The following is an 11,788-nucleotide window of genomic DNA, read 5'->3' as shown; positions in this document are numbered from 1 at the left end:
TAATCCCGGAGAAGAAGGATCAGATCGCGGTTCGGGAAAAGCGCGGCAGCAATGGTGGAGGGCCACCGGCCTTTGATGCCGGCGCCTATCGGAACCGTGACGTGGTGGGACGTTCATCTGCTTGCCTCAAGCGATGGCGAAGGTTAGCAGCGAGGTCTGACAAGCCCGCGATCGTATATCGAGCCGCTGTCGTGGTCAGCGCGATCCGTCGGCTTCGCCGGTGAGGCCCCTGGAGGCCGACGGCGACGTCACGCTCGCCACGATGGCCGGTGCGATCGAATCGGACGACGCCGCAGATCTTGGCATTGAAGGCTCGACTGAAGTGGGCACTCCCTAGGACGGTATAAAGATGGTGACCTCCCGCAGAGCCGATGTCTTCGCACTCGCCGGCATCTGGCTCAACTGGATGGCCGACAACAACCCGGATGCCGGTGTCGAGGTGACCGAGTCGTTCGTGCAGGGACCAGATCATCGAAGACGGCCCACCGGACGAGATCTTCACCCGCCCGCAGCATGAGCGCACCGCGAAGTTCCTCTCCGCGGTGCTGGAGCACTGACCCCAGGCCTCAGCCCCGCACGTTCGTCACTCCCGCAGCTGCAGGAACCACAGCGCGGTCTCGCCGGCCTTCCTGTGCCGGAACACCTCCAGCTGCTCTGGCAGCGTCGGCTCCGGTGACCGGCTGGAGCGTTCGAGCACGATGAGCGCTGCCGGGTCGCGCAGCAGCGGGACGCACGCGTCCAGGATCGCGGTGACCTCCGCTTCGGGCATGGGGTACGGGGGGTCGGCGAAGATGAGGTCGATGCTGCCGTCCGGCAGCCGTCCCGCGCCCGGGGCGGCCGGCGCCTGGATGATCTCGACCTCGCCTGTCACGCGCAGGGAGCGGGCGTTGGCGGTGATGACGCGGCACACGGAGGCGGCGCGTTCGATGAAGGTGACGTGGGCTGCTCCGCGGGAGAGTGCTTCGAAGCCGAGGCCGCCGGAGCCTGCGCAGACGTCGAGGACGTGGGCGCCGGTGAGCACGTCGAGGGTGGTGAGTGAGGAGAACAGGGATTCGCGCACCCGGTCAGAGGTCGGGCGGGTGCCCTCGCCGGGCGGGGTTTTGAGGCGGTGGCCTTTGCAGCGGCCTGCGATGATGCGCATGCTCAGTCCGCCGTGCTGCCGAAGCTGCGTTCGGGGCCGATGATCGTGTCGATGAAGTCGCGCAGGTGCGGGTAGGCCTCGAACAGCGGGTCAACGTCGACGACGTCTGCTGCTGCCGTCCGGGCGTCTTCGATGACGCGTGCGTCGCGGGCGACCGACAGGTGCTTCAGTGAGGTCCGCCCCCACTGGGTGCGGCCGAGGACGTCGCCTTCGCGGCGCTTCTCCATGTCGAACTCGGCCAGGGCGAAGCCGTCGAGGGTCTCGGCGACGGTCTGCAGTCGTTCCATCGCCTCGCTGCCTGACGGCTGGTGGGTGAGCAGGAAGCAGGTCGAGGGCTGCCCGTCGCGGCCGATGCGTCCGCGCAGCTGGTGCAGCTGGGCGACGCCGAAGTTCTCGGCATCGAAGATCACCATGATGCGGGCGCGGGGGACGTCGATGCCGACTTCGATGACGGTGGTGGCGATGAGCACGTCGAGTTTGCCGGCGGCGAAGGCGCGCATGACCTCCTCTTTGTCCTCCATGCCCATCCGGCCGTGCACAACCGCCATATCGAGGTGGGCGACAGCCGGGTGGTTCTGCAGGCGGCGCTGGAGCTCGTCGACACCGATCGGTGCGGTCAGCGGGTCGCCCTGGCTGGGGTCGAAGTCGATCTTCGAGGCGACGATGAAAGTCTGCTGACCGGCCGCAGCCGCCTCGGCGACGATGGTGAGCACCCGGTCGAGCCAGGTGGGGTGCTCACTGAGCGAGAACGCGTGGGTGGCGATGGTCTTGGGCCCGTGTGGCAGCTCGTCGAGCACGGAGGTCTCCAGGTCGCCGAAGACGGTCAGCGCCATGGTGCGCGGGATCGGGGTGGCGGTCATGACGAGGGCGTGCGGGGCGTAGTCGGAGGATTTGCGGCGCAGCGCCTCGCGCTGGGCCACACCGAAGCGGTGCTGTTCGTCGATGACGACGAGGCCGAGGGCGTTGAAGATCGTCGTATCGGACACGAGTGCGTGGGTGCCGACGATGATGTCGATCTGCCCGGCGACCAGGGCCAGCAGCAGCTCCTTGCGCTCCTTCGTCGACAGTGAGCCGGTCAGCAGCGCTACCCGCACCCGGGTGTGCTCGTGTGAGAGCCGTCCGTGGGAGAACAGCGAGGGATCCTCGGCCTGGGGGCCGAGCATCGCCATGAGCGAGCGGTAGTGCTGGGCGGCGAGCACTTCGGTGGGGGCAAGCATCGCCGCCTGGGCACCGGAGTCGACGGCCTGGAGCATCGCCCGCAGTGCGACAAGCGTCTTGCCCGAGCCGACGTCGCCGTGCAGCAGCCGGTTCATTGGGTGCGGCTGGGCCAGATCGGCGGCGATCTCCGCACCGGCTCGCTGCTGGGCGCCGGTGAGCTGGAAGGCCAGGTGCTCGTCGAAATAGGCGAGCGCCCCGTCGTCACGGCCGGTGAGCTCACGGGAGACCTCGCGGTTCCACAGGCTTTTCTGCGCCAGCAGGTGGGCCTGCAGGGCGAAGGCCTCTTCGAACTTCCAGCGCTTCTGCGCGGCTTCGACCTGTTCCATCGTGTCGGGCCGGTGCATATGCGCATAGGCGCTGCGCAGGTCGGGCAGCTGCCGGTCGCTGAGCACCTGGATGGGCAGCGGGTCGGCGAAGACCTCATCGAGTGCGGTGTCGAGGATCGTGCGGATGGCTGCGGCGATGCGGTGGGTGGCGATCCGGTTGCTGGATCTGTAGATCGGGATCGGGTGGCTGCGGGTCTCGAACGTCAGCTCATCACCGGCGATCTGGTTGAGCCACACGGGGTTCTTGATCTGGAAGTGGGCGGCTGAGCCGTATTTGGGGTTCTGTTTGGCGACCTTGCCGCTGATGGCGATCTCGGTGCCGGGCAGCATCTTGTCGGCGATCCAGTGCTGGTTGAAGAAGGGCACTTCGACGATGAAGGAGCCGTCGGAGACCCGGGCGGTGGTGATGCTGCCGCGGCGCTGGCGCATCTGCCGGGTGGTGACGGATTCGACGCGGGCCATGAAGGCAACGTCGGCGCCTTCCTCCATCACCATCGCCAGGTTGCTCAGGGTGCCGGCCTGCAGGTAGCGGCGCGGGAAGTAGCGCAGCGCTTCGTCGACGGTGGTGATGCCGACGGTGCGCAGGTCAGCGCACAGGCGCTCGTCGTCGAGCAGGGTGCTGACGTCGATCGGTTCGCGGGTCATCTTCTCGGCTCTCCGCGGACTATTCGACGCCGAGCACCGCGCAGCCCTCGGGGTGCTCGGAGTGGACGATGTCGACGGTGACGAGCGGGTGGCGGGTCTCGACGTGGCGCAGCAGCGCGTCGGTGGCGCTGGCCGGCAGCTGTGCGCCGGTGACGATCGTCATGACCTCTCCGCCGGCTCCGAGGAGTCGGTCGGCGCATGCGATGACCGCGTCGGCTGGGTTCTGTTCGACGCTGCGGATGCGCCCGTCGATGATGGTGAGCAGGTCGGAGCGGCCGTAGATGAGCGGGCCGGTTGAGCTGCGCTCGGCGCGGACCACTCCCCCGACCCGGGTGGCGGAGGCGGATTCGGCCATGTCCTCGAACGCTTCTGCGGCTGGGGCTGCGCTGTCGTAGACGGCGAGCGCGGAGAGCACTGCGGCAGCGGAGCGGGAGCGCACGATCGAGACCGGCTGGCGTGCCTCGCTGCCGGCGCTGTGCAGACTGCTGGTGGCCTCGCTGCCGTGGCCGTAGCGACGGCGCAGCTCGCCGAGCAGGTGCGCGGAGTCGGGGACGACGATGACGGGTGCGTCGGCTTCGGCGATGAGCTCGTCGATCTGCTCGGTGACTGCTGCCCCGTCGGCGTTGACGGCGTGGGCGTCCTGCAGCGCGCAGGCGAAGAGCATCCCGACCCCGGAGCAGACGGCGATGACGGTGGTGGCCAGGGTGCGGCCGCCGGTGACGGAGAGGTCTTCGACGCGCAGCCGGTCGATCCCGAGGTCCGCGCACGCCCGCAGGGTCTCCAGGGCGGTGTCCTCGCTGGGCACGTGGACGTGGATCATCGGCCAGGACACGACGATCGAGTCACCACCGGCGGCGGTGAGGGTCTTCTTCACCCGCCGGGTGCGGTCGCGGCGCTCGGCGACGTAGAAGACGAGTTCGAAGCCCTGTTCGCCGGTGTGCAGCAGCGCCCCGGCACTTGGTTCTCGGCACTCCTCAGCAGCCGCGTCGGCCCCACCACCGGCATCCGTGCCCAAGGCGGTGGATCCGCCGGTGGTGGCGGTCAGGTGGGCTGCGTGCAGGGCGGGGTGGTCGGCGGGGTCCTCACCGATGACGGTGAGGTAGAGCAGGTCGAAGAGCTCGACGATGCCCGAGGAGCCGGCGTCGACGACGTTGGCTTCGGTCAGCGCCGGCAGCTGTCCGGTGGTCTCCAGCAGCGCCTGCTGGGAGGTTTCGCGCACGGCGGCGATGAGCCCGATGAGGTCGGCCCCGGCATCGGCCTGGCTGCGGGCTTCGGCGGCCATCGCCTCGAGCACGGTGAGCATGGTGCCGTCGACGGGGGCGGCGACGGCGGCACGGGCGCGGGCGGCGGCGAGTTCGAGTGCGCCGGCGAAGGTCGGGGCGTCGAGGTCGGTGACCCCGTCGAGAGCATCGGCGACCCCGCGCAGGGCCACCGACAGGATGAGCCCGGAGTTGCCGCGCGCTCCGCGCAGCGCGCCGGTGGCCATCGCGCCGATGACGTCGCTGAGGGTGACGGCTCCGTGCAGGTTCTCGACAGCGCGGTAGGCCGAGCGGACGGTGTGGTAGAGGTTCGAGCCGGTGTCGCCGTCGGCGACGGGGAAGACGTTGATGGCGTTGATGTCGTTGCGTTCGCGGCGCAGCCGCTCGACGGTCCGCCGGGCCCAGCGGGCGGCCAGCCGGCCGTTGATGTTCAGCGCGTCGCGCTCGTCCACTCTCTCCCCTCCCCGATCATGGTGCCCGGATGCCGGCATTCAGCCGAAGTGCCGGAAGGATCCTCCGGTCACCGGCTGCCCGGCCAGCGTCACGCTGCCGCCGTCGCTGGCCGCGCGGCATGTTCCGATGCGCATCCAGCCTACCGGAACCTGGTCGGCGGGCACGGTGGCGAGGAACCCGTGGTCCTCTCCTCCGTGCAGCACCCAGTCCCGCGGGCTGGCACCGGTCCCGAGGTGGTCGGCGGCTGCCTGCAGCGGTGCGGCGAGTGCGTCGAGAGCGCTGGGGTCGAGGTCGGCGGTGATGCCGGAGGCGGCTGCGATCCGGCCGAGGTCGCCTGCCAGTCCGTCGGAGACGTCGATCATCGCGTGTGCCCGCCCGGCGATCCGGGCGGCAGCGGCGTAGTCCGGGCGCGGACTGCGCTGAACGTCGATGGGCTCGCGCAGCGCCGGGTCAGAGGTGTCGGCCAGGTCCGGGTCGGCCAGCAGCAAGTCGAGGCCGGCCGCGGCCTGGCCGACGGTGCCGGCGAGCACGATCGCATCGCCGGGCTGTGCGCCGCTGCGCAGCACCGGCGGGTGGGCGGCGAGTGTGCCGAGGGCGGTGACGGAGATGATGACGACCGGCCCGCCGGACAGGTCCCCGCCGAGCACCTGCGCTCCCCCGCGGGCGGTCTCCTCGGCGAACCCGGTCATGAGCTCTCGCACGAATGACAGCGTCGTGTCCGCCGGTGCCCCGATCGTCAGCAGCATGCCGTGCGGGGCAGCGCCCATCGCGTGGACGTCGGCGAGGTTCTGGGCGGCGGCCTTGATGCCGAGCCGGAGGGGGTCCGTCCAGGCGGGCAGGAAGTCCTCTCCTTCGACGAGCATGTCGGTCGTCGAGACGAGGTGCCCGTTCAACGTCGAGACCGCAGCGTCGTCTCCGGGCCCGACCCGCACCTCGGGCCCGGCGGCAGGGAGGGCGGCGAGCAGCGCGGCGAGCACGCCGTCCTCACCGACGTCGCCGAGCGTGGCACCAGGTGGGGCCGGCGGTGTGCCGGGGGCAGGTGATGTCATGGGGTCAGTATGCCAAGCCGGACGGACACCGACTAACCTGGAGGGCATGAACCGCCTCCCCTCTGCCGCTGCCGCCTGCGCCGTCGCCGGCCTGGTTCTCAGCGGCTGCGCTGCCGCCGTGTCCGTCGAACCCGCTGCCGACGCCCACAATCCGGAGTGCGCGGCGGTCATGCTGCGGATGCCCGATGAGATCGACGGGCATGACTCGCGCAAGACGACCTCGCAGGGCACCGACGCGTGGGGCGACCCATCGGTGGCGGTGCTGCGCTGCGGCGTCGAACCGCCGGGTCCCTCGACTGACCGGTGTGTCAGCGTCAACGGCGTCGACTGGATCTCGACTGAGGAGACCGGCACGTCGTGGCGGTTCGTCTCCTATGGCCGTGAGCCTGCCGTCGAGGTGCTCGTCGCCTCGGACAGGATCGCCGGCGCCACCGTGCTCTCGGAGATCTCCCCGTCGGTGTCGACGATCGAGCAGACGCGGTCCTGTGTGGCGGCCGAGGACCTCGATGAGGACGGTCTGCCCGTCGAGACGCCCGATGCCGACGGGCAGCCGGCAGATGGAGAGACAGCTGATGAGGAGACGGCAGCGCCGTAAGGCCGCTCAGCTCGTCGGCTGGTTGGCCGCCTGGCGGGCGTGATCGCTCATCGCGATGCTGATGAGCTCGGAGATGAGCTCGCTGTACTCCAGCCCCGAAGCCGCCCACATCTGCGGATACGCCGAGCTCGGGGTGAAGCCGGGCAGCGTATTGAGCTCGTTGATGAGCACCTCGCCGTCAGCGGTGACGAAGGTGTCGACGCGGGCCAGGCCGGTGCATTCGAAGGCTTTGAAGGTGCGGGCGGCGAGATCCTGGATCTTCGCAGTGGTGTCGGCATCGACATCGGCCGGGCAGATGAGCTTGACCGAGTCGAGGTCGAGGTACTTGGCTTCGAAGTCGTAGAACTCATGGTCGCCGCCGACGACGATCTCCGAGGGCACCGAGGTCCGCGCCCGGCGGTCGTAGACGGAGCCGAGGACGGAGCATTCGATCTCGCGGCCGTCGACGAGCGGTTCGACGATGACCTTGTTGTCGTGCTCGAAAGCCTCTTTGAGCGCGACATCGAGTTCGGAGACGCTGTTGATCTTCGACACGCCGATCGAGGAGCCGGCGCGGCAGGGCTTGACGAAGGCCGGGAAGCCGAGCTTCTCGACGCGTTCGGTCATGACCTCCGGGGCGTGTTCGTACTTCACCTCGGTGATGAGGACGAACGGGCAGGCCGGGATCCCGGAGTTGACCATGACGGCCTTCATGAAGTGCTTGTCCATGCTCACCGCCGAGGCGAGCACACCGGCGCCGACGAACGGGGTGTTCGACAGTTCGAAGATCCCCTGGATGGTGCCGTCCTCACCGTAGCGGCCGTGCAGCACCGGGAAGTAGACGTCGACGACGTCGAGTTCGCTCAGGGTGCCGTCGGCTCCCCGGTGCAGCAGCGGTTCGCGTTGTTCGGAGATCGAGGGGATGACCGAGGTGCCGTTATCGGTCACCTCGGGCATCGCCTCGGGGTTGAAGGTGAACTTCTCCCAGTCCTCGACGATCCGCCACGTGCCCTGCCGGGTGATGCCGATCGGGATGACCCGGTAGGCGTCCCGGTCGATCGCGGCGAGCACATTGGCTGCCGAGACGCACGACACGGCGTGCTCTGAAGAGCGGCCGCCGAACAGGACGGCGACGACAGGACGGGTGTCGCCGGCAGTGGAGGACGAGGAGGCTGGTGTCATGGGATCAGTTGTTCCTAGCGGGGTTGGTCACTTGACTTCGAAGGTGGTCTCGATCCAGCCGCGGCCGATCGACTTGAAGAACATGTTGAAGCCGACGAAGGCCGGGCTGGCCGAGGCGTCGAGCTCCAGCGGTTCGGACAGGGCGTGGACGATGAAGAAGTAGCGGTGCGGCCCGTGGCCTTCCGGCGGGGCAGCGCCGACGAAGCGCGGCTCACCGGCGTCGTTGCGCATCATGACAGCGCCCTCGGGCAGCAGGCCGGCGTCCGGGTTGCCGGCGTCTGCCGGCAGCTCCGTGACATCGGCGGGCAGGTCGGTGAGCACCCAGTGCCAGAAGCCGGAACCGGTCGGGGCGTCGGGGTCGAAGCAGGTGACGGCGAACGCCTTCGTCTCGGCCAGGAAGCCTGACCAGGACAGCTGCGGGGAGATGTCCTTGCCGCCGTCGATGCCCATCGCACCGGAGCGCTGGGCGGCGTCGAGTTCGGCTCCTTCGGTGATGTCGGTGCTGGTGACCTCGAAGCGCGGGACCTCGTTGAGCTTGGCGAAGGGTGAGTTCTGGTGCTCGATCATGTTTCCTCCTGAGCCGGTGGCGGTGACGGGTGGCGGCTGAGGGCTCTCAGCCGCCGGCCGGGCTCTGGCCCGGGGTCTGGTCGTACTTCATCGGGCTTTCGGTCTTACGCTTTCGAGACAACAGCAAACCGCCCAGTTCGTCAACATGCAGCCGGCCGGTGAGCACGGCGGTCACACCCTGGGTGATCGGCAGTTCGACGCCGTGGGAGCGGCCGAGTTCGAGAACGGCGGCGGCACTCTTGACGCCCTCGGCGGTCTGGGCGGTGCGGGTGGTGGCTTCTTCCAGGGTCAGGCCCTCACCGAGCAGCCGGCCGAAGGACCGGTTGCGCGACAGCGGTGAGGCACATGTGGCGACGAGGTCGCCGAGGCCGGCGAGACCAGCCAGAGTGTGGGCATCAGCGCCCATCGCCAGGGCCAGCCGGGTGGTCTCGGCCAGGCCGCGGGTGATGATCGAGGCCTTCGAGTTGTCTCCCATCCCCTGCCCGTCGGTGATGCCGACGGCTAAGGCGATGACGTTCTTGATCGCCCCGCCGAGTTCGACGCCGACGACGTCGTCGTTGGTGTAGGGGCGGAAGTAGGCATTGGCGGTGAGTTCGGCGATGCGGTCGGCGACGGCCTCATCGGCACAGGCGATGACGGTGGCAGTCGGCTGGCCGACGGCGATCTCGCGGGCCAGATTGGGCCCGGAGACGATCGCGATGCGCTCCGGGCCGGCACCGGTGACCTCGGCGATGACCTCGCTCATCCGCTTGCCGGTGGTGACCTCGATGCCCTTCATGAGGCTGACGAGCACGGCGTCCTCGCGCAGCAGCGGCGCCCACGCGGTGAGGTTCCCGCGCAGGGACTGCGCGGGCACCGCCAGCACCACCACCTCGGCGGCGGCGAGCACTTCAGCGATATCGGAGCTGGCGCGGATCGTATCAGGCAGCTCGATGTCGGGCAGGTAGCGGCTGTTGGTGTGGGAGGCGTTGATCTCGTCTGCCGCTTCCCCGCGGCGAGCCCACAGCAGCACCTCGTGACCGGCATCGGCGATCACCTTGGCGAACGTCGTCCCCCAGGATCCGGCTCCGAGTACGGCGATCGTCATGCGGTGTCTCCTTCTGTGCGCCCGGCGGCCGGCCGGTAGTCGGCGCGGAAGCGCTCGGGCATCTCCTCGCCGCGCAGCACTGCGAGTTCGGCTGCGATGTGGCTGGTGACGCGGTTGGTCAGGGTGCGGATATTGGCGGTGGTCAGCCCGTCGAGGTCGCTGTAGTCGATCGCCGGGCCGAAGGCGATGCGCAGCGTGTCCTGCGGGCGCGGCTTGGGGATCTTCGCCCCGACCGGCATTGACCTGTCCAGACCCCAGTGGGCAACCGGGATGAGCGGTGCGCCGGTCGACAGGGCCAGGCGGGCGGCACCTGACTTCGAGGCCTGCGGCCACAGGTCGGGGTCCTTCGTCAAGGTGCCCTGCGGGTAGATGACGATCGACTGCCCGCCTTCGAGGGCGGCTCTGGCGTAGACGAGGCTGCCGCCGGCGTGCACGGAGTCGCGCAGCACCGGAATCTGGCCGATCGCCTTGAGTCCGGCGCCGAGTACGCCGGTGAACAGCGGGGACTTGGCCAGGTAGTGCGGCAGCCGGCCGCGGTACCACAGGGTCAGCCCGATGAGGATCGGGTCGAGGTAGCTGGCGTGGTAGGCGACGAAGATCGCCGGCTGGCCTGAGGGCGGGATGTGCTCTTCGCCGAGCACCTGGTAGCGGCCGAAGAGGCGGAACAGCGCCCCGGCGGTCGGGGCGACGAAGCTGGCGGTGAACTTCTGCTTCTTCAGGCTTCTCTCATCGAAGTCGACGTGGTACTTGGGCGGGGTGCCGGTGACGTCGACGGTGCCCTCAGGGGTGGCGTGCAGGGCTTCGGCCGGCACGTCATCGGGGTGGGCGTGGCTGTCGTTGTGCTTCATGCCATCTGCACCTTCGCGCCGAGGGCGGCGAGCTTGTCGAGGAAGTCCTCGTAGCCGCGGTTGATGATGCCGATGCCCGAGACCCGGGAGGTGCCTTCGGCGGCGAGGGCGGCGATGAGGTGGGAGAACCCGCCGCGCAGATCGGGGACCTCGATGTCGGCACCGCGCAGCTTCGTGGGCCCGGAGATGACGGCCGAGTGCTTGAAGTTCTTGCGCCCGAACCGGCACGGGGTGCCGCCGAGGCATTCGCGGTAGAGCTGGATCGTCCCGCCCATCCGGTTGATCGCGTCGGTGAAGCCGAAGCGGTTCTCGTACACAGTCTCATGGATGATCGACAGTCCGGTCGCCTGCGTCAGGGCGACGACGAGCGGCTGCTGCCAGTCGGTCATGAAGCCCGGGTGCACGTCGGTCTCCAGCGGCAGGGAGGACAGATCGCCTCCCGGGTGGGAGAACCGGATGCCGGTCTCGGTGACGTCGAAGGTGCCGCCGATCTGGCGGAAGACGTTGAGGAAAGTGATCATGTCCGGCTGGTGGGCGCCTTCGACGAACACCTCACCGCCGGTAGCCAAGGCCGCAGACGCCCACGAGGCGGCCTCGATGCGGTCAGGCAGAGCCCGGTGGGTGTAGCCGGTAAGCTCCTCGACGCCGAGGATGCGGAAGCAGCGGTCGGTGTCGACGGAGATGATCGCGCCCATCTTCTGCAGAATCGCGACCAGGTCCATGATCTCGGGTTCGATCGCGGCGTTCTTCAACTCGGTGACGCCTTCTGCTGTGACGGCGGTGAGCAGCACCTGCTCGGTCGCTCCGACCGAGGGGTAGGGCAGCTCGACTTGGGTGCCCTGCAGCCGCTGGCGGGCTTCGAGCTGGATGCCGCCGGGGGTCTTATCGACGGTGGCCCCGAACTGGCGCAGCACGTCGAGGTGGAAGTCGATCGGCCGATCGCCGATGCGGCAGCCGCCGAGGTCGGGGATGAAGGCTTTGCCGAGGCGGTGCAGCAGCGGTCCGCAGAAGAGGATCGGGATGCGCGAGGCGCCGGCGTGGGCGTCGATGTCGACGATGGAGCCCTGTTCGACGTTCGAGGGGTCCATGACGAGCTGACCGTCGGGCGAGTCGCCGTCGGGCTGGGATTCGACGCGCACTCCGTGGACTTCGAGCAGACCGGTGACGACCTCGACGTCGCGGATGCGCGGGACCCCGCGCAGCACAGACGGGCTGGATCCCAGCAGTGATGCGACCATCGCCTTCGACACGAGGTTCTTCGCACCTCGGACGCGGACGGTGCCGCTCAGCGGTGTGCCGCCGTCGACCTCGAGCATTGTCCTCCTTCGCCGTGTTCCGGCCGTGCGCACGCAGGGTTCGGTTCGGCTTGGGAGCCGGCGCCGAGGCGGTGGCTCGGCGGCATGGCGTGCGTGACCAGCCTAGCGAATCGTCGGCCGGTC

Annotated in this window: 11 protein-coding genes; 2 read left to right on the top strand and 9 right to left on the bottom strand. The window is 69.1% G+C overall.

Going from position 1 to position 11,788, the window contains the following annotated elements; translation table 11 throughout:
• The first annotated feature begins 352 nt into the window (after positions 1-352).
• Entirely contained in the window at positions 353-517 is a 165-nt protein-coding gene (locus M3C25_RS06130) for a hypothetical protein (protein ID WP_259797549.1), read from the top strand.
• A gap of 66 nt (positions 518-583) precedes the next feature.
• On the opposite strand, the gene rsmD is transcribed toward M3C25_RS06130, so the two are convergent.
• From rsmD to thiL, 4 genes are read right to left on the bottom strand one after another with little or no spacing between them, the layout of a single operon-like run.
• Positions 584-1,141, bottom strand: a complete 558-nt coding sequence (gene rsmD / locus M3C25_RS06125; RefSeq protein ID WP_259797546.1) for a 16S rRNA (guanine(966)-N(2))-methyltransferase RsmD — start codon at positions 1,139-1,141, stop codon at positions 584-586.
• 2 nt (positions 1,142-1,143) lie between these two features.
• Complete coding sequence (locus M3C25_RS06120; RefSeq protein ID WP_259797543.1) at positions 1,144-3,330, bottom strand: ATP-dependent DNA helicase RecG; 2,187 nt, start codon at positions 3,328-3,330, stop codon at positions 1,144-1,146.
• Positions 3,331-3,349: 19 nt separating this feature from the next.
• Positions 3,350-5,041, bottom strand: coding sequence for a DAK2 domain-containing protein (locus M3C25_RS06115; RefSeq protein WP_259797541.1), 1,692 nt, complete (start codon positions 5,039-5,041; stop codon positions 3,350-3,352).
• 39 nt (positions 5,042-5,080) lie between these two features.
• The gene (gene thiL / locus M3C25_RS06110) at positions 5,081-6,091 is read right to left on the bottom strand and encodes a thiamine-phosphate kinase (protein ID WP_259797540.1); all 1,011 of its coding nucleotides are present in this window, start codon (positions 6,089-6,091) and stop codon (positions 5,081-5,083) included.
• A 46-nt stretch (positions 6,092-6,137) separates the two neighbouring features.
• On the opposite strand from thiL, the gene M3C25_RS06105 reads away from it, so the two are divergent.
• Positions 6,138-6,686, top strand: a complete 549-nt coding sequence (locus M3C25_RS06105) for a DUF3515 domain-containing protein (protein WP_259797538.1) — start codon at positions 6,138-6,140, stop codon at positions 6,684-6,686.
• Between the two features lie 6 nt (positions 6,687-6,692).
• On the opposite strand, the gene M3C25_RS06100 is transcribed toward M3C25_RS06105, so the two are convergent.
• The 5 genes from M3C25_RS06100 to murA are packed head-to-tail and all read right to left on the bottom strand — an operon-like array spanning position 6,693 to position 11,665.
• Positions 6,693-7,847, bottom strand: a complete 1,155-nt coding sequence (locus M3C25_RS06100) for a D-alanine--D-alanine ligase family protein (protein ID WP_259797527.1) — start codon at positions 7,845-7,847, stop codon at positions 6,693-6,695.
• A gap of 27 nt (positions 7,848-7,874) precedes the next feature.
• Positions 7,875-8,414, bottom strand: coding sequence for a YbhB/YbcL family Raf kinase inhibitor-like protein (locus tag M3C25_RS06095; RefSeq protein ID WP_259855350.1), 540 nt, complete (start codon positions 8,412-8,414; stop codon positions 7,875-7,877).
• A 46-nt stretch (positions 8,415-8,460) separates the two neighbouring features.
• Positions 8,461-9,501: an NAD(P)H-dependent glycerol-3-phosphate dehydrogenase gene (locus M3C25_RS06090; RefSeq protein WP_259855349.1), complete on the bottom strand. Its 1,041-nt coding sequence runs from the start codon at positions 9,499-9,501 to the stop codon at positions 8,461-8,463.
• Entirely contained in the window at positions 9,498-10,349 is an 852-nt protein-coding gene (locus tag M3C25_RS06085) for a lysophospholipid acyltransferase family protein (protein ID WP_259855348.1), read from the bottom strand. Before M3C25_RS06085 ends, M3C25_RS06090 begins: the two co-directional genes overlap by 4 nt.
• A complete protein-coding gene (gene murA, locus M3C25_RS06080) occupies positions 10,346-11,665 on the bottom strand; it encodes a UDP-N-acetylglucosamine 1-carboxyvinyltransferase (protein ID WP_259834664.1) in 1,320 nt (439 codons plus the stop codon). The genes M3C25_RS06085 and murA overlap by 4 nt, the downstream gene beginning before the upstream one ends.
• Positions 11,666-11,788 lie beyond the last annotated feature (123 nt).

This window comes from Brevibacterium luteolum (genome assembly GCF_025147615.1).
Taxonomy (GTDB): domain Bacteria; phylum Actinomycetota; class Actinomycetes; order Actinomycetales; family Brevibacteriaceae; genus Brevibacterium; species Brevibacterium luteolum.
Note: the sequence above shows the minus strand (reverse complement) of the source record. Positions and strands in the feature narration are given on the sequence as shown.